General features: G+C 67.8%; 16 protein-coding genes. 13 read left to right on the forward strand and 3 right to left on the reverse strand.

Annotation, left to right across the window (positions count from 1 at the left end; all coding sequences use genetic code 11):
- The first annotated feature begins 429 nt into the window (after positions 1-429).
- The 6 genes from THIX_RS24430 (at position 430) to THIX_RS20430 (ending at position 7,997) form a co-directional block, all read left to right on the forward strand.
- On the forward strand, positions 430-2,373 hold the full coding sequence (locus THIX_RS24430; protein ID WP_233224659.1) for an NAD(P)H-dependent glycerol-3-phosphate dehydrogenase: 1,944 nt from the start codon (positions 430-432) through the stop codon (positions 2,371-2,373).
- Positions 2,330-3,853 carry a glucosylglycerol-phosphate synthase gene (gene ggpS / locus THIX_RS20405; protein WP_112487683.1) on the forward strand — a complete coding sequence of 508 codons (1,524 nt, stop codon included), beginning with the start codon at positions 2,330-2,332 and terminating at the stop codon, positions 3,851-3,853. Before THIX_RS24430 ends, ggpS begins: the two co-directional genes overlap by 44 nt.
- A gap of 70 nt (positions 3,854-3,923) precedes the next feature.
- Positions 3,924-5,045, forward strand: coding sequence for a mechanosensitive ion channel family protein (locus THIX_RS20410; RefSeq protein ID WP_112487684.1), 1,122 nt, complete (start codon positions 3,924-3,926; stop codon positions 5,043-5,045).
- Between the two features lie 292 nt (positions 5,046-5,337).
- Positions 5,338-5,559 carry a DUF481 domain-containing protein gene (locus tag THIX_RS20420; protein WP_112487685.1) on the forward strand — a complete coding sequence of 74 codons (222 nt, stop codon included), beginning with the start codon at positions 5,338-5,340 and terminating at the stop codon, positions 5,557-5,559.
- Positions 5,560-5,723: 164 nt separating this feature from the next.
- The gene (locus THIX_RS20425; RefSeq protein ID WP_112487686.1) at positions 5,724-6,413 is read left to right on the forward strand and encodes a response regulator transcription factor; all 690 of its coding nucleotides are present in this window, start codon (positions 5,724-5,726) and stop codon (positions 6,411-6,413) included.
- 33 nt (positions 6,414-6,446) lie between these two features.
- A complete protein-coding gene (locus tag THIX_RS20430; protein ID WP_112487687.1) occupies positions 6,447-7,997 on the forward strand; it encodes a sensor histidine kinase in 1,551 nt (516 codons plus the stop codon).
- 60 nt (positions 7,998-8,057) lie between these two features.
- On the opposite strand, the gene THIX_RS20435 is transcribed toward THIX_RS20430, so the two are convergent.
- Positions 8,058-10,661, reverse strand: coding sequence for a DNA topoisomerase III (locus THIX_RS20435; RefSeq protein WP_112487688.1), 2,604 nt, complete (start codon positions 10,659-10,661; stop codon positions 8,058-8,060).
- A 17-nt stretch (positions 10,662-10,678) separates the two neighbouring features.
- Positions 10,679-11,236, reverse strand: coding sequence for a TlpA disulfide reductase family protein (locus tag THIX_RS20440; protein ID WP_112487689.1), 558 nt, complete (start codon positions 11,234-11,236; stop codon positions 10,679-10,681).
- 217 nt (positions 11,237-11,453) lie between these two features.
- On the opposite strand from THIX_RS20440, the gene THIX_RS20445 reads away from it, so the two are divergent.
- From THIX_RS20445 to THIX_RS20455, 3 genes are read left to right on the forward strand one after another with little or no spacing between them, the layout of a single operon-like run.
- Positions 11,454-11,942, forward strand: a complete 489-nt coding sequence (locus THIX_RS20445) for an SET domain-containing protein (protein WP_112487690.1) — start codon at positions 11,454-11,456, stop codon at positions 11,940-11,942.
- Positions 11,943-11,951: 9 nt separating this feature from the next.
- Positions 11,952-12,989: a biotin--[acetyl-CoA-carboxylase] ligase gene (locus THIX_RS20450; protein WP_112487691.1), complete on the forward strand. Its 1,038-nt coding sequence runs from the start codon at positions 11,952-11,954 to the stop codon at positions 12,987-12,989.
- Positions 12,990-13,046: 57 nt separating this feature from the next.
- The gene (locus THIX_RS20455) at positions 13,047-13,805 is read left to right on the forward strand and encodes a sporulation protein (RefSeq protein WP_112487692.1); all 759 of its coding nucleotides are present in this window, start codon (positions 13,047-13,049) and stop codon (positions 13,803-13,805) included.
- Between the two features lie 79 nt (positions 13,806-13,884).
- On the opposite strand, the gene THIX_RS20460 is transcribed toward THIX_RS20455, so the two are convergent.
- On the reverse strand, positions 13,885-15,078 hold the full coding sequence (locus THIX_RS20460; protein ID WP_112487693.1) for a M20 aminoacylase family protein: 1,194 nt from the start codon (positions 15,076-15,078) through the stop codon (positions 13,885-13,887).
- A 158-nt stretch (positions 15,079-15,236) separates the two neighbouring features.
- Between THIX_RS20460 and THIX_RS20465 the strand changes: the two genes are divergently transcribed.
- The 4 genes from THIX_RS20465 to THIX_RS20480 all read left to right on the forward strand — a co-directional run bounded on the left by THIX_RS20465 (position 15,237) and on the right by THIX_RS20480 (position 21,636).
- Complete coding sequence (locus THIX_RS20465) at positions 15,237-17,369, forward strand: molybdopterin-dependent oxidoreductase (RefSeq protein ID WP_112487694.1); 2,133 nt, start codon at positions 15,237-15,239, stop codon at positions 17,367-17,369.
- Entirely contained in the window at positions 17,366-19,270 is a 1,905-nt protein-coding gene (locus tag THIX_RS20470; protein WP_233224660.1) for a type IV pili methyl-accepting chemotaxis transducer N-terminal domain-containing protein, read from the forward strand. The genes THIX_RS20465 and THIX_RS20470 overlap by 4 nt, the downstream gene beginning before the upstream one ends.
- Entirely contained in the window at positions 19,260-19,934 is a 675-nt protein-coding gene (locus THIX_RS20475) for a response regulator (protein WP_112487696.1), read from the forward strand. The genes THIX_RS20470 and THIX_RS20475 overlap by 11 nt, the downstream gene beginning before the upstream one ends.
- 316 nt (positions 19,935-20,250) lie before the next feature.
- Positions 20,251-21,636, forward strand: a complete 1,386-nt coding sequence (locus THIX_RS20480) for an MFS transporter (protein WP_112487697.1) — start codon at positions 20,251-20,253, stop codon at positions 21,634-21,636.
- The last annotated feature ends 44 nt before the right edge of the window (positions 21,637-21,680 follow it).

A 21,680-nucleotide genomic window follows, 5' to 3' on the forward strand; every position in this document is an offset into this window, starting at 1 on the left:
TATCCCCTCAAATTCCATCACACTCCCAGGGTAAAGGCTTTAATTTAGAGTTTTATCGGTTTATTCATCATGAAAATTGCTTTAGAATTCTAATAACTAGAGTTTCTCAGAACGAGTCTCTAGAGACCATCCGTGTGCGCACTCGTTGCGCACGTTCATGTCCTGATCCGCGCCGCCCTCGGGCGGCAGCCGGGCCTCGCCTGGTGCGATCGACGGGCGTTTCGCCACCCTGCGAATCGGCTCCTCATGCATGGCTCCATGCGCGACCGATTCCTGCCTTGATCCCGCCGCCAGCGCGTGCGGGGGATCGCCAAGTCGCCATGGCCGGTGCTGCACCGGCCATCCTTTCCTCGGATGCGCCAGCCGGCCATCCACGACTTTGGAGCCGCGATGGACGCTGTTTGCGCCACTCCCCCCATGCCGCAAGGCATGAACGAGGCCCGCTCGGGCCCATCACAACCCATCGCCGTGCTCGGCGCCGGGGCCTGGGGAACGGCCCTGGCCGCTGCGCTGCAACGCAGCGGCAGCCAGGTCACGCTCTGGGCCAGGCGGCCGGACTTGGTCCACGCGCTGCGGACCCAGCGCAGCAACCCCGGGCATTTGCCCGGCATCACGCTGCCACCGGGCCTGCGCGCCACCACGGAGCTCGCTGAAGCCCTTGCCGGCGCGCGGCTGGTGGTGCTGGCACTGCCTTCGGCGGCGCTGCGCGAAACCGCGCAGCGCGCCGCGCCCCTGCTCGCGCCCGACGCCGTGGTGCTGGCCGCCTGCAAGGGCTTCGAGCGCCAATGCGGTGCGCTGCCCACCGAAGTCTTGCGCGACTGCTGTGACGATCACGCGTTGCTGGGGGTGCTCAGCGGCCCGAGCTTTGCCGACGAAGTGGCGCGCGGCCTGCCCACCCGGCTCACCTTGGCGCTGCCCGCGCTGCTGCCGAGTCATGCGCAAGCGCAGCGCGCCCACGCCTTCGCGCTCGGCCTGCGGCAGCAGCTGGCGCGAGCCGCCATCATGCTGGAGCTGACCGACGACGCGGTTGCGGCGCAAGTCGGCGGGGCGCTGAAGAACCTCGTCGCCATTGCCAGCGGCATGGCCATGGCGCAGGGCTTGGGCGAGAACGCGCGCGCCGCCATCGTCACCCTGGGCCTGGACGATATGCGCCGGCTCACCCTGGCGCTGGGCGGCCGCAGCCAAACCCTGCTGGGCAGCTGCGGCGTGGGCGACTTGTTTCTGACCGCGGCTTCGGCCCACTCGCGTAACACCCGGCTCGGGCTGCGGCTGGGGCGTGGCGATGGCCTGGACGCATCCGCTGCATCGGGCGAGTTGGCCGAGGGCGCCATCGCCGCGCTCTCGGTGCAAGCGCTGGAGCGTCGCCTCGGCCTGCGCCTGCGTGTGGCCGCCTGCGTGCGCGAGGTCCTGCTCCAGCACGCTAGCGCGCCGCAGGCGTTGACGCGTTTGCTGCACGACAGCCCGGCGCCAGTCCTGCCCGAACCCGTGGTATCCATGGCCACGCCGGCCCAGCGCGGCGGCCGCCTGGCCAAGGTGGTGCGCCGTGGTGCGCCTGGCCACCGCGGGCTGGTCGCAGCGGCCAGCGCAGTGAGGGCCACGGTCATGCCGCGCACCATCCTGGCGACCGACCTCGACGGCACCTTTCTCGGCGGCAGCGCGGCGCAGCGCGAGGCGCTGCTGCAGTGGATCGCGGCGCATCGCAGCGAACTGGTGCTGATCTTCGTCAGCGGCCGCGGCCAGGCCTTCATGCAGCAACTGGCGACGGAGTTGCCGGTGCGGCCCGACCACCTCATCGGCGATGTCGGCACCAGCGTGGCTTGCGGTCCGCAGTACGCCCCGCTGCCGCCGCTGGAGCGCTGGCTCGACGCCGCCTGGCCGGCGGACGCGGCGGCGCGCATCGAACGGCAGATGCGGGCGCACCCGCAGTTGCGCCCGCAAGCCGTGGTCAGCGGCCGGCGCCGCTCCTATCTGTTCGACGATCCGGCGCAGACCCACGGCGCGCGACATGACATGCACGGCCTCGGTTTCGACACCCTGCTGTCGGACAACCAGTATTTCGACGTGCTGCCGCGCGGCGTGCAAAAAGGCCCGACCCTGCTGCGCACGCTGATGGCGCTGGGCCTGCCGGCGCAGCGCACGCTGGTGGCCGGCGACACCCTCAACGACCTGTCCATGTTCGAGACGGGCCTGGCCGGCGTCGCCGTCGGCAACCGCGAGGCGGCGCTCGATGCCGCCATCGCACACCACCGCAACGTCTACCGCAGCCCGCATCCGGGCGCGGCCAGCGTACTCGACGCCTTAAGGCGCTTTCATCAACTGGGGAACATCCATGGTTTCATCACTGGTCATCGTCTATCACAGGCAGCCTTATGAGGAGCAGATCGAGGACGGCAAGACCGTGCTGCGCGAGAACACCAGCCCCAACGGCATCGTCCCCGCGCTCAAAGGCTTCATCGGCCAAGTCGATCGTGCCAGCTGGGTTGCCTGGAAAAAAACCCCCGCCGGCAAGCCGCTCAAGTTCGAGCGCCGCATCAGCGTGAACGACAGCTACGGCAGTTACGAGGTGGTTCGCCTGCCCCTGAGCGGGGAGCAGATCAACCAGTTTTATGCCGTCACCTCGAAAGAGGCGCTGTGGCCCATTCTCAACAGCTTTCCTGCGCTCTACTCCAGCGAGAACTGCGACTGGAGCGTCTTCCGCGAAGTCAACCGCCTGTTTGCCGAGGCCGCCTGCGCCGAGGCCGCGCCCGGCGCCGTGGTCTGGGTGCACGACTACAACCTGTGGCTGGTCCCGGGCTTCGTGCGGCGCATGCGGCCGGACCTGCGCATCGCGTTTTTCCATCACACCCCATTCCCCGCGCCGGACGTGTTCAACATCCTGCCATGGCGTGACGAAATTCTCGACAGCCTGTTGAGTTGCGATCTGGTCGGCTTCCATGTGCCGCGCTACGCACGCAATTTCGCCGCGCTGGTGCAGGCGCTGCGCAAGGTGGACGCGCTGGTGGAGCGCCGCGTCGATCCCAGACTGCAGGCCACCGGCACCGCCTTGTCCGAGCCGGTGACGCCGGTGTCGCTGACGGTGGGCGGGCGCAGCGTGCGCATCGACGCCTTCCCCATCGGCACCCATGCGCAACTGATCCGCGAGACGGTGCAAAAGACCGAGAACCTGGCGCGCGTGGCCCATATCCGGCGCGAAATTCCCGAGCACACCCTCATCGTCTCCATCGGCCGTGTGGACTACGCCAAGGGCACGCGCGAATTGCTGCTGGCCTACGAGCGCCTGCTGCGGCGACGCCCGGCGCTGCACGGCCAGATCAAACTGTTGATCACGGCCGTGGCCGCGGCCGACGGCATGCGCGTCTACAAGCGCGCGCAGCAGGCCATCGAACAGCTGGTGGGGCGCATCAACGGCCACTTCGGCACGCTGAACTGGCTGCCCATCCTGCTGTCCACCACGCCCATGCCATTCGCCGAGACGCTGAGCTATTACCGCGCTGCCGACATCGCCTGGATCACGCCGCTGCGCGACGGCCTGAACCTGGTGGCCAAGGAGTTCATCGCCGCGCATGTGAACGAGAGCGGCGTGCTGGTGCTGTCGGAATTCGCCGGCGCCGCGGTGGAGCTGCAGGACGCGGTGCTGGTCAACCCCTACAGCATCAGCCAGATGGACAGCGCCATCGACCGCGCCCTGGACATGCCACGCGAAGAACAACACGCCCGCATGCGACGCATGGACGCGCTGGTGGGGCGCTACGACATCGGCCACTGGACCAGGCATGTGCTGGCGCTGTTCGCGCAGTTGCGCGCCGAGCGCCCTGCAGCGCGCGCACCCGACCGCCAGGCCTTGCGCGCTTGATCATGCCAACGATGCCGCAACGCCCCGCCCCAGCCGCAGCCTGCCGAGGCCATTGCGCTAGAGATACGCCATGCACAAACAACTCGTCACCGATGCCTGGATGTGGTCACAAGCCCACCACCCGGAAACACTGGCCATCGGGCTGGGCGCGCTGGCATTGCCGCTGTTCGCGCTGGCGACCCGGCTGGCGCTGCGGCTGAAGCCGGCAGGGGGCGTGTGGCAGCTGTTGCTGCTGCGCACGCGCCGTGCGCTGCGCGCGGTTTGGCTGCTGCTGGTGCTGCGGCTGGACCTGTTTTTGCTGCAGCAACATCTGCCGCACTGGGCCTGGTCGGCCACGGTGCTGCGCCTGCTGTTCATCACTGCGGTCACCTGGCTGGCGGTGCGGCTGGCGCAGGCCGGGGGCGAGATCGTGATGCTGCGCCGTGGCGGCCTGAGCCTGCCCGACGACCCCAAGCTGCTCGACACCAACCTGCAGGTGCGCGGCGTACTCACCCGCGCCCGGGTGCTGGCGCGGGTGGCCAGCCTGCTCATCGTGCTGGTGGGGCTGTCGCTGGCGCTGATGAGCATTCCCGACGTGCGCCAACTCGGCACCAGCCTGCTGGCCTCGGCCGGCATCGCCGGCGTGGTCGTGGGTTTCGCTGCGCGCCCAGTGCTGTCGAATCTGCTGGCCGGCTTGCAGATCGCTCTGGCCGAGCCCATCCGCATCAACGACGTGCTCATCGTGCAGGGCGAATGGGGCCGGGTGGAGGAAATCACCGGCACCTATGTGGTGTTCCGCATCTGGGACGAGCGCCGCATGATCCTGCCGCTGCAATGGTTCATCGAGCACCCGTTCGAGAACTGGACGCGTACCAGTGCCAGCCTGCTGGGCACGGTGTTTCTGTGGGTGGACTACGCCATGCCGATCGACGCCCTGCGTGCCGAACTCAAGCGGGTGTGCGCCGAAGACCCCGACTGGGATGGCCGCCTGGCCATCATCCACGTCACCGATGCCGACGCCGCCGCGCTGCAGGTGCGCTTCCTCGTCAGCGCCGCCAACTCGGCTCGCGCCTGGGAACTGAGATGCCGGGTGCGCGAAGCCATGGTCGCCTACATGCAACGCGCCTGGCCCGGCCACCTGCCGCGCCGCCGCCTGCAATGGCAGCGGGACGGCGCGACACATGCCGAACGCCCCTCCCACCCCTCCAACTGAGGACTTCACGATGCACGCCTGGCCCCTGATCTGTTTAGTCCCTCATCGATGAGCACGAACAAGCCCGTTTCGACCGCGCCCGCTTCAAGGACTTCGGCGACTCCAGCCTGAACTTCGAAATGGTGTACTGGATGAAGTCAGCCGATTACACGGCCTATATGGACACGCAGCAAGCCATCAATCTGGGCCTGATGCGCTCCTGCGCCAAACTCGGCGTGGAATTCGCCTTCCCCACCCGCACCGTGCAACGGCAACTGAGCGAGCCCGCTGGCCGTGGCCGTGCAGGACCGCCGTGTCACGTCGCCGCGCGCCGTACGCAACGCCTCCTGATTGCCGCGCCATCGCCAGCAACAGCAATACCGAGTTCGACTCGGTCACAGCACTCACCACCGCCATCGCCGGCGCACTGGCTCTGACGCCATCCTGCACGGTTTTCCACAACACCCAGGTGCGGCTGGGCCGCAGGGAAGCCGACACCGACACGGTCATCGATCTGGTCTGCAACTTCCAGTGATCGCTGCACCCTGGGGACGAGCTGCAGATACCTCCAAACAGCTCCGGAGCGCTCGACAACGCAAAAAGCGCTTGCCGCAATGCAGCGGGACGCTGGTGCGGCGGCTGCCTAGAATCGTTGCAACCCCGCCGACGCTGCGGGCCTATACGATGAGGAGACCCCTGATGCGCATTCTGATTGCCGAGGACGATCAAGTCCTGGCCGATGGCCTCACGCGCTCGCTGCGCGCCAGTCACTACGCCGTGGATCAGGTCGGCGACGGCGCCGCCGCCGACTCGGCGCTGCAGACCAGCGAGTTCGATCTGCTCATCCTCGACCTCGGCCTGCCGCGCCTGTCGGGTTTCGAGGTGCTGCGACGGCTGCGCAGCCGCGGCAACACCCTGCCCGTGCTCATCCTCACCGCCGCCGACAACGTGGAGGACAAGGTGCGCGGACTGGACCTGGGGGCCGACGACTACATGGCCAAGCCCTTCGAGCTGGCCGAGCTGGAGGCACGCGTGCGGGCACTGACGCGGCGCGGCATGGGCGGCGCCAGCCCCACCATTCGCCACGGCCCGCTGAGCGTCGACCTGCCCGGACGCGTGGTGATGCTGGACGACAAGGTGGTGGACCTCTCCGCGCGCGAACTCGCCCTGCTCGAAGTGCTGCTCAAACGCACCGGCCGGCTGGTGAGCAAGGACCAGCTGGTGGATCACTTGTGCGTCTGGGGCGAGGAGGTGAGCACCAACGCCATCGAGGTCTACATCCATCGCCTGCGCAAGAAGATCGAGGTCGGTCCGGTGCACATCGCAACCGTCAGAGGCCTGGGCTACTGTCTGGAAAAAATCCCCGGCGCGCCCCAACAGGTCGCCTGATCGAGGCCAGGAGTCCGCTCCCCATCATCCTTCATGGCCAGTCTGCCCCAACTCGACGAAGCCGCCAAGACCGAGCCCACGCCACCCGGGCGCCGGTTGCGCCAGCGCTCGCTGTTCGGCGAAATTCTGGACTGGATGCTGGTGCCGCTGCTGCTGGTGTGGCCGCTGTCCATCGGCATCACCTATCTGGTGGCGCAAGCCATCGCCTCCCATCCCTTCGACCAGGGCCTGGAGCGGCGCGTGGCGGTGCTGGCCGACCTGGCGCAGCGCAGCGCCGTCGCCGCCCTCCCCCTGCTGCGCCAGCCGGGGACCGACACCCTGGCCGGTGGCGATGCGGTGCTGATGCAAGTGCGTGGCACCCACGGCCAGCTGCTGGGTGGCGACGCCGCTCTGCCACCGCCGCCCGACGCCGCCGCACCCTGGCCTGACGGCGTGCACCTGCGCGACGCCGAAGTGGGCGGCCAGGAGCTGCGCATCGCCTGGCGCTGGCTGGCCGCACCCGCCGCCACCGCCTCAAGCAACACGAACGAGGCGAAGGGCGGCGCATCCGCTCCCGCCGCTTCGCCCACTCGCGCTGCGGACAAGCCAGCGCTGCTGCTGGTCCAGGTGGCCGAGGGCTTGACAAGCCGCACGCTGCTTGCGCGCGACATCGTCCGCGGGGTCATCCTGCCGCAGTTCGTCATCGTGCCCATCTCCATCCTGCTGGTGTGGTTCGGGCTGGGCCAGGGCATCATTCCGCTGAACGAATTGCAGGCGCGCATTCGCCGCCGCCAGCCCGACGACCTGAGCCCGATCGACCAGCGCGAGGCGCCCGAGGAAATCACCCCGCTGGTGGACTCGATCAACGGCTTGCTCGGCCGGCTGGAGCAATCCATCCTGACGCAAAAGCGCTTCATTGCCGACGCCGCGCACCAGTTGAAAACGCCGCTGGCCGGCTTGCGCATGCAGGCCGAGCTGGCGGCGCGCCAGACCGACCCGCAGGAGCTGCGTGCCAGCCTGCGGCAGATCAGCCTTTCCGTCGTGCGCACCACGCGCCTGGTGAACCAATTGCTGCTGCTGGCGCGCGCCGAGAACCAGGGCGTGGCCGCGCATGGCGCGCTCAGCAGCGTCGACCTGCGCAAGCCGGTGCGCGACGCCGTGCAGGAACTCGCGCCGATGGCGCTCGGCAAGGGGCTGGAGCTGGAGTTCGACGCCCCCGACACGCCGCTGTGGGTGCGCGGCCACGCCCTGCTGCTGCACGAACTGACGAAAAACCTGGTGGACAACGCCATCGCCTACACCCCGCGTGGCGGCAGCGTGTCCGTGCGTCTGAAAGCCGATGCCACCAACTGGCGCGTGCTGTTGAGCGTGGAAGACAGCGGCCTGGGCATCGCTCTGGCCGAACGTGAGCTGGTGTTTCGCCCCTTCTACCGCGTGCTCGGCACCGGCCACGACGGCAGCGGGCTGGGGCTGTCCATCGTGCAGGAAATCGCGCGCCAGCACAGCGCCATCGTCGAGCTGGCCGACAACCCCGCCTGCACCGGACGCGACACGCCCGGACTGGTGGTGCGCCTGCACCTGGCTGCAGCCGAACCTCCGGGCTGAGGTGCCAAGGGCTTTGCGAGACCAGCCCTAGCCAACCTCATTCCAATTTCAGGCTGGCCCTCAACCCGCCGTCTTGCGTACCGGGGCCTTCCGCGCTGCCGTCCTGGCTGGGGCACCCGCCTTGGCGGCGGCCCCGGGACGCGGAGCGAACTCGAAGCCGACCTTGCCATCCGGCTGGCGCACCAGGAAGGCCTTGAACCTGCGCTTGGTGCGGGCGGAGACGAAGCCGTCGAGCAGGTCGGTGCGGCCTTCGCTCAGCAGCTTGCGCATCTGCGCCGAGTCGATGGGCTGTTGCAGGATGATCTTGCCGCTGCGGAAATCGCAGGTCGGCGCAGGCCCCGCGCTGTGCTCGCAGACATAGGCGTTGCCGGCTTCGTACACCGCGCCGCTGCACTTCGGGCAGTTGCCCAGCGCTTCCTGGCCGGTGAAGTCCGGGGCTTCGGCGCCCTCGCCGGTCAAGGGCTGGCCGAAGTCGAATTCGAGTTTCCACTGCCCTGAATGTGATCCCCCAGGGGCGTCGCCTTGCGCTTCCTTGAGCTTCGCCTCCCCGCCGTCTCGCACGAGTTTGAGTTCAGCGGCAAATGGCCTGCCCATCTTGCTGCGAAAACCCGTGAGCGGGCCGAGGTGTTTGGTCGCCAGCAACTGCTCCACTTCGGCCAGCTCGAAGCTGCGTCCGGCCGGATGTTTGCCGATGGAAAAGTCGCATTGGGTGCAGGCGAAGCGGTGGTAGTTTTCCTTCACCACGGCGCCGCAGTTCGGGCAGGGCGTCTTGAGCGTGGCGTAGTCGCCGGGCACGCTGTCGCGGTTGAATTCCTTGGCGCGCTTGACGATGGCCTCGGTCATCGCCGCGATTTCCTGCATGAAGGCGTCGCGCTGCATCTGGCCGCGCTCCATCTGCGCCAGCTTGTGCTCCCACTCGCCGGTGAGTTCGGGCTTGGTGAGTTCTTCCACGCCCAGGCCGCGGAGCAGGGTCATGAGCTGGAAGGACTTGGCCGTGGGCACCAGCTCGCGGCCTTCGCGCAGCATGTATTGCTCGGCCAGCAGGCCCTCGATGATGCTCGATCGCGTGGCCGGCGTGCCCAGCCCCTTGCCGGCCATGGCTTCGGCGTAGTCCTCGTCGTCCACCATCTTGCCGGCGTTTTCCATCGCCGACAGCAGCGTGGCCTCGGTGTAGCGCGCCGGCGGCTTGGTCTTGTGCTCCAGCAGCTCCACGGTTTCAGCGGCGGCCTTCTCGCCGGGCTCGACCGCGACGAGATTGGCGTCGTCGCCCTGTTGCGCGCGGCCGTAAATTTCCAGCCAGCCGGGCACCACCAGCACGCGGCCCTCGGTGCGGAACTGGTGCACGTCGATGCGGCTGATGCGGGTGGTGACGTGGAACTCGGCCGCCGGGAAAAACACCGCGAGGAAGCGCCTCGCCACCATGTCGTACAGCTTGGCCTCGGCCTCGCTCAGCGCCTTGGGCACTTGCGGCGTGGGAATGATGGCGAAGTGGTCCGACACCTTGGCGTTGTCGAACACGCGTTTGTTCGGTTTCACGTAGCCGCGTTCCAGCGCGGTGCTGGCAAAACCCGCCAGCGGCGCCGCGGCGCCCTCGCCTTCCCCCAGCACCTTGAGGGTGTCGCGCGCCACGGCCACATAGTCTTCGGGCAGGTGGCGCGAGTCGGTCCGCGGATAGGTCAGCGCCTTGTGCCTCTCGTACAGCGACTGCGCCAGCGACAGCGTCATCTTGGCGGAAAATCCGAAGCGCGAATTGGCCTCGCGCTGCAGGGTGGTGAGGTCGAACAGCGCGGGCGAGATCTGCGTTGCCGGTTTGGATTCGTCGGTGACCTCGGCCGTCTTGCCGGCACAGGCGGCGACGATGGCCTCGGCCTGGGCGCGGTCCCACAAGCGGTCGGCGCGACGATCGCCGTCGTCAGTGTCTTTCTTGAACGCCGGGTCGAACCACTTGCCGTTGTAGCTGCCGGCGGCGGCGGCGAAACCGGCCTGCACCTCGTAGTAAGGCCGCGCCACATGGCGCCGGATCTGCTCCTCGCGCGCCACCACCACCGACAGCGTCGGCGTCTGCACCCGGCCCACCGGGGTGAGGAAAAAGCCGCCGTCGCGCGAGTTGAACGCGGTCATCGCCCGCGTGCCGTTGATGCCCACGAGCCAGTCGGCCTCGCTGCGGCAGCGCGCGGCCGCAGCCAAGGGCTGCATCTCGGCGTCGCTGCGCAAATGGGCGAAGCCGTCACGGATGGCTTGCGGCGTCATGGACTGCAGCCACAAGCGCTGCACCGGCTGCCGGGCAGCAGCGTATTGTTGGATCAGGCGGAAAATCAGTTCGCCCTCGCGCCCCGCGTCGCAGGCGTTGACCACGGCCGTGACGTCCTTGCGCTTGAGCAGTTTGGCGATGGCCGAGAGCCGCGACTTGGTCTTCTCGATCGGCTTGAGGTCGAAGTGCGTGGGCACCACCGGCAGGTTGGCGAAGCTCCACTTGCCGCGCTTGACCTCGAAGGCCTCGGGCGCGCCGATTTCCACCAGATGGCCCACCGCGGAGGTGACCAGATAGGAGTCGCTTTCGAAGAACTCGTCGTGCTTCTCGAACTTGCCCGCGGTGGGGGTGAGGGCGCGCACGATGTCTTGTGCGACGCTGGGTTTTTCGGCGATGACCAGGGTTTTGCTCATGGGTGCTTGCGTTGAATTCAGAGATATTTGGCGATGCCGGCAATGTCTTCGGGGAACAGTTCGCCAGACTCGGCCAGTTTGACCCGGCCATCACGCCCGACGACGATGGTGACCGGAAGTCCGGCCGGTTTGGGCAGAACCTTGGCCAGTTCGGGCGACATCCAGGCCACCGGAAAGCTCACGCCGCGCTGCTGGACATAAGGCGGCACGTCGGCCGCCTTCTTGTCGATCGACAGGCCGAGCACGATCAGGCCCTTGTTGCCGTGGTCCTTGTAGAGCTGTTCCATATGCGGCATTTGTCTGGCGCAGAACGGGCACCAAGTGGCCCAATATTCCAGCACCACCAGCCGGCCCTTGAGGTCTTGCGTTCGGAGCTTGCGGCCGTCGATCAGTTCGATGCTGGTCGGCAGGGCGAAAGGACTGCCCACGGCCGGCAGCGGCACCGCCTTCTTGTCCTTATTCTCCAGCACCGTCGCCTGCTGCGCCACGGACTGCGCCAGCGCCACGGGCGCGAGCGCCGCTGCGGCAACGCCGCCGGCGAGTAACTTGAGATGCAAACGACGCTGCTGGCTCATGCTTGGCCTCCTTACAATTCCGTCGCAACTTGCGCCGGAGAATACGGGTGAGCGCGGTGGCTTCGCAGTCGCCGCTGCGGGGCTCGACAATGCCGCTTGCACCCACTGCGCGTCCATCCATCGGCAAGCTTGCCGATGCAGTTGGGGGTGCCCGCTCCTTTTTCTACTTTAACCAGTTTCCCGCGAACGGTGATACCGCGGGTCCGAGTCCATACCCATGCCCAAAGCCCAGCCAGCCCCGTTCACCGCGAAGCCCAACCACGGCCCGCGCACCGAAGTGCGCTCCTCCCCGGTGCATGGCAAAGGCGTGTTCGCCCGCAGGCCGATTGCGGCCGGCGAGCGCGTGATCGAGTACATCGGCGAGTGCATATCCTGGGACGAAGCCCTGCGCCGCCACCCGCACGACCCGGCGCAGCCCAATCACACCTTCTACTTCTCGCTCGACGACGGCCGCGTCATCGACGCCCATGTCGGCGGCAACAGCGCGCGCTGGATCAACCACGCGTGCGCGCCCAACTGCGAAGCGCGGCAGGAGGGGCTGCGGGTGTTCATCCACGCCCTGCGCGACCTTGCCGTGGGCGAGGAGCTGTTCTACGACTACCGCCTCGTGCTCGACGCGCGCTACACCGCCAAACTCAAGCGCGAGTATGCCTGCCACTGCGGCACGCCCGGTTGCCGCGGCACCCTGCTTGCGCCCAAGCGCTAAGGCCCTCTCATGTCCATGTCCAAGCCTGATCCAGCCGCGTCAAGCCGAGCGACAAGGCCTGCGCCTCAGGCCACACCCGCCAGCGCCGACGCAGGCGAAGCGCTGGCGCTGCAAACCCTGCTCGGGGTGCAGCAGCAGGCTTGCGCGGTGCACTGGTGCGAACAGATTGGTTCGACCAATGCCGAACTGCTGGCGCGCGTGCGCGGCGCCGACGCCGAGCCTCTCAAGAAACACGCCGGGCCGCTCCCAAGTTTTCTTCCCCCCTCGAGGGGCCTGACGCGAAGCGACAGGTTTGGGGGCGCCAACCCGCAGCTTCTGGTTGCCGGCCACCAGACCGCAGGCCGTGGCCGCCAGGGCCGGCCGTGGGTGGATGGCGCCCACACCAGCTTGCTGGCCTCGCTGGCCTGGCCGTTCGCACCGGGCACGCCCATCGCCGGCCTGAGTGTGGCGGTGGGCGTTTGGCTGGCGCAATGCCTGCACGGCCTAGGGGCCGCCGAAGTGCGCTTGAAGTGGCCCAACGATGTGCTGCTGCAAGAGCGCAAGCTGGCCGGCGTGCTGGTGGAGCTGGCCGACACGCAGCTCGCCCGCTGGGCCGTGATCGGCATCGGCCTGAACCTGCGCAGCCCACCCGACCTGCCCGATGCCATTGGCCTGGATGCCTGCCATCTGCACCAGATCGCCCCCAACGCTCCGCCAGCGGATTCCCCCCAAGGGGGTCAAGAAAACTTGGGAGCGGCCCGGCGTTTTCTTGAGAGCCGCTGGGACGTTTTGCGGCGGCTCATGCCGGCCATGCTCGCCGGCCTGCCCATCTATGCGCAGGCTGGTTTCGCCCCCTGGACCGATGCCTGGAACCAGCTGCACGCCTGGACGGGTGAGCCGGTGGTGGTGCTCGACCATGGCACACTGCGCCAGACGGGCCAGGCGCTGGGGGTGGACGACAGCGGCCACCTGCTGCTGCAGACCGCCGATGGCGTGCGCCGCGTGTCCAGTGGGGATGTCTCGCTGCGGCGCGCTGCTGTGCAGGCCGGCCATCGACCCATGCCCTGAGCCATCCAGCGCCGCCCCGGCCCCTCTGAAAACCCGCTCTCCTCGCACTCACCCACCATGCTGCGCGCCTTCGTTCTGCTTCTCGTCCTCGGCAATCTCGGCTTTTACGCCTGGTCGCATGGCTATCTGCGCGCCGCCGGCCTGGGGCCGACCGACGTGGCCGAGCCGCAGCGGCTGAAGCAGCAGATCCACCCCGAGCGCCTGACCGTGTCGGTTGCGCAAGCAGCTGCTTCCGCCTCGGCCGCAGCGTCCGCTGCATCCGCGCCCTCGGGCCGGCCCGCGCCGGCGGCTTCGATGGCGTCCGCCGCGCAAGCCGCTGTCACCGCTGCGGCCTCAGCCCCTGCAGGTGCCGCGTCCAGACTCTGCCTGCAACTCGGCCCCTACATCACCGTCGGCCCGGCCGTGGGCGCCGCGTTGCGCGCCGCCGGGCTGACGCCGGTGGAAAAAAAGCAGGCGCTCAACCCGCAGTGGATGGTGCTGATGGGCCCCTTCCCGGATACCGCCACGCTCAACCGCAAGCTGGGCGAGCTGCGGCGCCTGGGGCTGAAGGATGGCACCTATGCACCCGTGACCGACCGGCCGAACTACATGCTCGGCATCTCGCTGGGCGTGCTGGGCACCGAAGCAGCCGCGCAGCAGGAACTGGCGCAGATGCAGGCAAAAGGCGTGAACAGCGCCCAGGTGGTGCAGCGCAATGCGGGCATGAAGTCCACCTTCTGGGTGCTGGACGGCTTGACACCAGCCCAGGCCGCCACCCTGCGCAAACTCAGCGCCGCGGCGCTGAAAGACAAGAAGCCGGAGGCCTGCGCCGGTTGAGCCCCGTGGCTGCTCGAATCCGGCTGTGCCGCGGCAAGACCATGCCTTGCGCCCGACGCGGCGCCAGTCTCGTGGTCGCTCAGGCCTGGGCCAGCCAGTTGCGCGAGAGCTGCACCCAGAAGCTCGCACCCAGCGGGATGATGTCGTCGTTGAAGTCGTAGCTGGCGTTGTGCAGCGTGCAGGGGCCGGCGCCGTGGCCGGGGCTGCGGTGGTCGCCGCCGCCATTGCCGATGATGAGGTAGGCGCCGGGCCGCGCCTGCAGCATGTAGGCGAAGTCCTCCGCTCCCATCGACGGTTCGAAGTTGTGGATGGCTTCCTCGCCCACCAGCACGCTCATCACGCGGCGGGCGAACTCGGTCTCGGCGGCGTGGTTGATGGTGGGCGGGTAGTTGCGATGGAACTCGAAATCGCACTGCATGCCGAACGCCTGCGCGGTGTGCTGCGCCATCTCGCGCATGCGCGACTCGATCAGGTCCAGCAGCTCGGTGGTGAAGGTGCGCGCCGTGCCCTGAATTTCAACCGAGTCTGGCACCACGTTGGTGGCCTCGCCGGCGTGAATCATGGTGACGGAAATGACCCCGGCTTCCTGCGGATTCTTGTTGCGGCTGATGATGGTCTGGAAGCCCAGCGCCATCTGGCAGGCGGCCGGCAGCGGGTCGAGCCCGAGATGGGGCATGGCGGCGTGCGAGCCCTTGCCGCGCACGACGATGCGAAACTCGTTGCTCGACGCCATCACCGGCCCGGCCTTCACCGCGAAGTGCCCGGCCGGCAGCCCCGGCCAGTTGTGCATGCCGAACACGGCGTCCACCGGAAACTTGTCGAACAGGCCGTCCTTGATCATCTCGCGCGCGCCGCCGCCGCCTTCTTCGGCCGGCTGGAAGATGCACACCACGCGACCGGCGAAATCGCGGTTGCGGCTGAGGTGATGCGCCGCCGCCAGCAGCATCGCGGTGTGGCCGTCGTGGCCGCAGGCGTGCATCTTGCCGGGGTGGGTGCTGACGTGAGCGAAGGTGTTTTTCTCCGTCACCGGCAGGGCGTCGATGTCGGCGCGCAGGCCGATGCTGCGCCCCGGCCCCTTGCTGCCCTCGATCACCGCCACCACGCCGGTCCTGCCCAGGCCGCGGTGCACCGGCAAGCCCCATTCGGTGAGCAGGGCGGCGATGGTGTCGCTGGTGCGGTCTTCGTGGAAGCACAGCTCGGGGTGGGCGTGAATGTCGCGGCGGATGGCGCGAAAGCGCGCGGCTTCGGCCACGATGGAATCGATGATCTGCATGGAAAGCTCCTGCTCGTGTGTTCGGGGATGGCGAGCTCATTTTCGCGCAATCAGGCAAACGCTGCCGATTGCCAGCGTCGTGCGCAGGGGCAGGCACGTCCTACACTTGTTCCCCGCCCCGCCGGCTTGCCGCCGCACCCTCGCCTGCCCGCATCGCCATGACCACCGCCTCCGCCTCTGACACCTATTCGGACACCATCGTCCGCGCGGCCTGCCCGCACGACTGCCCCGACACCTGCGCCCTGCTCGTCACCGTGCGGGACGGCGTGGCCGTGAGCGTGCGCGGCGACCCCGACCACCCCACCACCCACGGCGCGCTGTGCACCAAGGTCTCGCGCTACACCGAACGCACCTACCACCCGGGCAGATTGCTGCGACCCATGCGGCGCATCGGCCCCAAGGGCAGCGGGCAGTTCGAGCCGGTGAGCTGGGATGTGGCGCTGGACGACATCGCCGCGCGCCTCAAGGCAATCGCCGCACGCGAGCCCCAAGCCATCCTGCCCTACTCCTACGGCGGCACCCTCGGCTTCGTGCAGGGCGAGAGCATGGCGGCGCGCTTTTTCCACAAGCTGGGGGCCAGCCTGCTCGACCGCACCATCTGCTCCACCGCGGGCGAAGCCGGGCTGAAGACGGTGATCGGCGGCAAGCTGGGGCTGGACGTGGAGCAGTTCGAGCACAGCAAGCTCATCCTGATTTGGGGGAGCAACAGCATCACCAGCAATCTGCATTTCTGGACCTATGCGCAGCGCGCCAAACGGGCCGGGGCCAGGCTGGTGAGCATCGACCCCTGGCGCAACGACACTGCCGAGAAATGCCACGAGCACATCCAGCTGCGCCCCGGCACCGACGCCGCGCTGGCCTACGCGCTGATGCACGAGCTGATCGTGCATGACCGGCTGGACCACGACTACATCGCGCTGCACACCGTGGGCTTCGACGCCTTGCGCGAACGCGCGCTGCAATGGCCGCCCAAGCGCGCGGCCGAGGTGTGCGGCGTGCCGGCGGCGCAAATCCGCCAGTTGGCACGCGACTACGGCACCACCAGGCCCGCCGCCATCCGCATGAACTACGGTCTGCAGCGGGTGCGCGGCGGCGCCAACGCCGTGCGCGCCATCGCCTGCCTGCCCGCGCTGGTGGGGGCATGGCGGCACGACGCCGGCGGACTGCTGCTGTCCAGCTCCAACCATTTCGCCGCCAACGGCGCGGCGCTGGAGCGCCCGGATTTGCTGGCAGGGCGCAAGCCGCGCACCATCAATATGGTGACCATCGGCGACGATCTGCTGCGCGAAGGGGGCAGCGATTTCGGCCCGAAAGTCGAGGCCGTCATCGTCTACAACAGCAATCCCCTGGCCGTCGCCCCCGAGGGCGACAAGGTGCGCCAGGGCTTCGCCCGCGACGACCTGCTCACCGTGGTGCTCGACCACTTCCAGACCGACACCGCCGATTACGCCGACTACCTGCTGCCGGCCACCACCCAGCTCGAACATGTGGACGTGCACAAGGCCTACGGCCACCGCTACTGGCTGGCGAACAACGCCGCCATCGCCCCGCTGGGCGAGGCCAAACCCAACACCGAGATTTTCCGCCTGCTCGCCGCGCGCATGGGGTTCACCGACGCCTGCTTCACCGAGACCGACGAACAGATTGCCGCGCTGGCCATCGCCCCGGATGCACGCAACGGCGGCATCACCTGGAGCACCCTGCGCACAAGCGGCTGGGCCAAGCTGCCCGGCCCCGCCGCGCCCTTCGCCCAAGGCGGCTTTCCCACGCCATCGGGCAAATGCGAGTTCTGGTCACAGCGCGAGCTGGATGCCGGGCGAGGCGCGCTGCCCGAAGTCATCCTGCCGTACGAGTGCGCCGCCACAGCGCCCGAACTCGCTGCCCGCTACCCGCTGGCGATGATCTCGCCCCCCGCGCGCAACTTCCTCAACTCCAGCTTCGTCAACGTCGACAGCCTGCGCGCCCTCGAAACCGAACCCTCCCTGCTGATCCACCCCGAAGACGCCGCCGCGCGCGGCATCAGCGATGGTCAGATGGTGCGCGCCTTCAACGACCGCGGCGCCATCACCTGCCGCGCCCGGGTCAGCAAGCGCACCCGAGCCGGACAGATCGTGGCCTTGGGCATCTGGTGGCGCAAACTCAGCCCCTCCGGCACCAATGTCAACCAGCTCACCCACCAGCGGCTGACTGACCTGGGAAATGGGCCGTGTTTTTATGATTGCCTGGTCGAAGTGGCCGCAGCAACCTCAACCCGCCAAGTGATCGCGCCATGCAACGCCATTGGTCATTGACGAACAAAATCGCCATGTTCGCTGGCGCTTTTCTGCTGCTGTCTTTGCTTTCGGTGGGGGCGACACTGTGGATTTCGTGGAATCTCGAAGGCGGAGCCGCCGCCATGAACGTGGCAGGTCGGCTGCGCATGATGACGTATCGGCTCGCACTCACCTCCGACGCGCCTGGCCAGGCGGCGCTCCCGGTGGAAGTGGAGCAGATGCAGCGCAGCCTGGATCTGCTGCGCCGCGGCAACCAGGCACGCCCGCTGTTCGTGCCGTGGGACGGCACCATTCGCGAGCGTTTCGCCATCGTGCAGACGGAATGGCAAAAGCTGCGCCCGCGCTGGCTCGATGCGCGTCTCGGCCCGCAGATTCCACGCGCAGAAATCGACCACTTCGTCGGCCAGATCGACGCCTTCGTCAACGCCATCGAACAACGGCTCGAATTCTGGACCACGGTATTGCATGGTTTTCAGATGGCGATGGCGGCCTTGGTGGTGCTTGGCTCCATGCTGATGTTCTATGCCGCCTACCTGTTCGTCCTGGATCCGGTGGGACGGCTCAGCCGCGGGGTGCAGGTGCTGAAAGAAGGCGACTACACGGTGCGTGTGCATGTGAACTCCACCGACGAACTGGGCGATCTGGCCATTGGCTTCAACCGCATGGCCGAGCAGTTGCAAACCGTGTATGCCGAGCTGGAAGGCCGGGTGCAACAAAAAACCGCCGCCTTGCAAACGGAGCAGCAGCGGCTCGCCGCGCTGTACGAAATCAGCGCCCTGGTGTCGCGAGCGCAAAGCCTGGACGAACTCGCCAACGCCTTTACCGCGGCCATGCAACGCATCGCCGGATCTGACGCCGCCCTGTTGCGCTGGACGGATGAAACGGCGCAACGCTACTTGCTGCTGGCCGCACACAGCATGCCCGCGGAAATCACCGAATCCGAGCGCTGTCTCATTGCGGGTACTTGCCACTGCGGTCAAACGCGGGCGAATCAGGGCGCGCAGATGGTGCAGTTCCGCAGACCCGGGGGCATCGATCAGGTCGGCGCAGCAGATGGCGCCTGCATGCGAGAAGGCTTCGCCACGCTGGTCAGCATTCCGGTCGCCGCCCAGCACCGGCTGCTGGGAGAAATCAACCTGTTCTATCGCTCGCCGCACCACATCGACCCGCAGCAAAGCGCGTTGTTCGACGCCCTGGCCGGGCATCTCGCCGCTGCGATGGAAAGCCTGCGCAGCGCCGCGCTGGAGCGCGAAGCCGCCGTAGCGCAGGAGCGCGCCTTGCTGGCGCGCGAACTGCACGACTCCATCGCCCAGGCGCTGGCGTTCATGAAAATCCAGTTGCAACTCCTGCGCTCGGCGCTGAAGTCAAACAACACCAAGCGCATCGGCACTGCAGTGAACGAACTCGACGCCGGGGTGCGCGAAAGCCTGGCCGATGTGCGCGAACTGCTGCTGCACTTCCGTACCCGCACCCAAGAGCAGGACATCGAGCCCGCGCTGCGCAGCACCCTGCAGAAGTTCGAGCTGCAAAGCGGTGTGCCGGTAACGCTGCAATTCAACGGCCACGGCCAGCCGCTGGACCCCGACGTGCAGGTGCAGGTGCTGCATGTGCTGCAGGAGGCGCTGTCCAATGTGCGCAAGCACGCCCGGGCACATGCCGTGACGGTGGAGGTGAGTAGCCTGCGGCGCTGGCGCTTCGAGATCCGCGACGACGGCCAGGGCTTCGATCCGGGAAAAGGGACCGCCGACGCCCAGGCCCATGTCGGCCTGCAGATCATGCGCGAGCGCGCGGCGAATATCGGGGCCGATTTGCGCATCGACACCGCGCCGGGCACCGGCACCCGCGTGCTGCTTGAACTGCCCGAGGCCGTGTCCATCGCCACAGACCGCGGGCAGGCCCGGAGCGCCCATGCCGCCTGAAATCCGCATCCTGCTGGTCGATGACCACACCCTGTTCCGCCGCGGACTGGTCGCGCTGCTCGGCGAAGAGCCCGAACTGCGCATCATCGGCGAAGCTGGCGACGCCGGCGAGGCGCTGCGTCTGGCCGCGCAGCGACAGCCCGACATCGTGCTGCTGGACAACCACCTGCCCGGGGTGCGCGGGGTCGATGCGGTGCAAAGCCTGCGCCAGGCCGCGCCCGGCGCCCGCGTGCTGATGCTCACGGTCAGCGAAGACGCCGCCGATCTCGGCGCGGCGCTGCGCGCCGGGGCCAGCGGCTATCTGCTCAAGACCTGCGAGGCCGAGGAGTTGGTCGGCGCGATCCACCGCGCCTGGCGCGGCGAGGCGGTGATCAGCGCGGACATGACGCCCAAGCTGGCGCAGGCTTTCGCCCCTCCGCCTGACGCCGCGGGGGCCGCCGCACCCGCGCCCGCAGCGCACGCCGCCGCCAGCCCGCTCAGTCCGCGCGAGCGGCAGATCGCCGCGGCGATCGTGCGGGGCGCCAGCAACAAGCAGATCGCGCGCGAACTCGACATCGCCGAAACCACGGTGAAAGTGCATGTGCAGAGCATTCTGCGCAAGCTCGAGCTGAGTTCGCGGGTGCAGATCGCGGTGTACGCCAGCGCGCACGATCCGGCGATCTGAAACACCCGGCATCGGCGCCATCACCGCGTTCGAGCGGCCCGACACGCAGGCTCGTTCTTTCAGCGTAGTCCGCCCGAGGTCAGGCTCCTCCGATTGCATCGGCGCGCACCGCCTTTTGGTGAATGCCGCGCCGCGCTTCCCGTGCCTAGAGTATCAAACACCACGGGGGCGTGGGATGCACGCCGACGCACAACACCGTGAACACCGGGCCCGGGCGGCACTGATCGCCGGCAGCCGGACGTTCGCGGTGAGCCCCGGGTCGACGCACAGCGCGACTGCGGCCGATCTTCGCCACTGATCCCGCAGGGGTGTCGCCATGTCCAGTCACACCATCCAGCATTGGAACCCGGAGGACGCCGCATTCTGGCAGCGCCAGGGACGCGGCATCGCCCAGCGCAACCTGTGGATCTCGATCCTGGCGCTTGCCCTGGCTTTTGCGGTATGGATGGTGTGGTCGGTGATCGTCGTGAAACTGCCGGCGATCGGGTTCCAGTTCTCCACCAACCAACTGTTCTGGCTGGCCGCGCTGCCCGGACTGTTCGGCGCGACGCTGCGCATTGTCTACGCTTTCATGGTGCCGATTTTCGGCGGGCGGCACTGGACGACCCTTTCCACCGCGTCGCTGCTGCCCACGCTCGGCATCCACTGGGCGGCACAAAATCCTGAGACGTCCTATGCGATTTTCGTCATCCTGGCGCTGCTCAGCGGCCTCGGCGGCGCCAATTTCGCTTCGTCGATGGCCAACATCCACTACTTTTTCCCGAAAGCGCGAAAGCGGTTGGCGCTGGGGTTGAACGCAGGTTTTGGCGCCCTCGGCGTGTCCCTCGTGCAATGCGTTGTGCCGCTGGCGATCACGGCAGGCGTATTCGGCGCGCTGGGCGGAAATCCGCAGACGGCTGTGCAAAACAACGGCCAGACCATCCAGCTCTGGCTGCAGAACGCCGGATTCATCTGGGTGCCGCTCATCATCGTCTCGACGCTGGCGGCCTGGTTCGGCATGCATGATCTGGCGCAAGCCAAGGCCTCGTTCGCCGACCGGGCGGTGATTTTCAGGCGCAAGCACACCTGGTTGATGAGCCTGCTCTACACCGGCACCTTCGGCTCCTTCATCGGCTACTCCGCCGGGCTGCCGCTGCTGATCACGTCACAATTTCCCGCGGTCGACGCGCTGGACTACGCCTGGCTGGGGCCGCTCATCGGCGTGCTGACCCGCCCGGTCGGCGGCTGGCTGGCCGACAAACTGGGCGGCGCCCGCGTGACCTTCTGGATTTTCCTCCTGATGACACTGGACGTGTTGGCGGTGCTGGCTTGCCTGCCCCACGGTAGGCAGGGTGGGGACTTCTACGGCTTTCTCACCGCCTTCATGGTGCTGTTTGCCAGCAGCGGCATCGGCAACGGATCGACCTTCCGCATGATTCCCGTCATCGTTCTGGTCGACCGCAAGCGCGCTGCAGCCCGCCAGGGGCCAGCGGCGCAGGAGCAGGCTGCGAGCGAGGCCGACATGGAGACCGCCGCGGTGATCGGCTTTTCCTCGGCCATCGCCGCGTATGGCGCCTTTTTCATTCCCAAGAGCTACGGCTCCTCGATTTCGCTGGCTGGCGGCCCGCAGATGGCGCTGTATGCATTCATCGTCTTCTACGTGGCGTGCGTGCTGGTGACTTGGCGGCAGTACAGCCGCAGGAATGCCCCGATGCCTTGCTGAACTGGCTTTGAGGAAAAGACCGGGTCTTCCAACGCGCACCTCGC

It is taken from the genome of Thiomonas sp. X19 (assembly GCF_900089495.1).
Classification (GTDB): Bacteria; Pseudomonadota; Gammaproteobacteria; order Burkholderiales; family Burkholderiaceae_C; genus Thiomonas_A.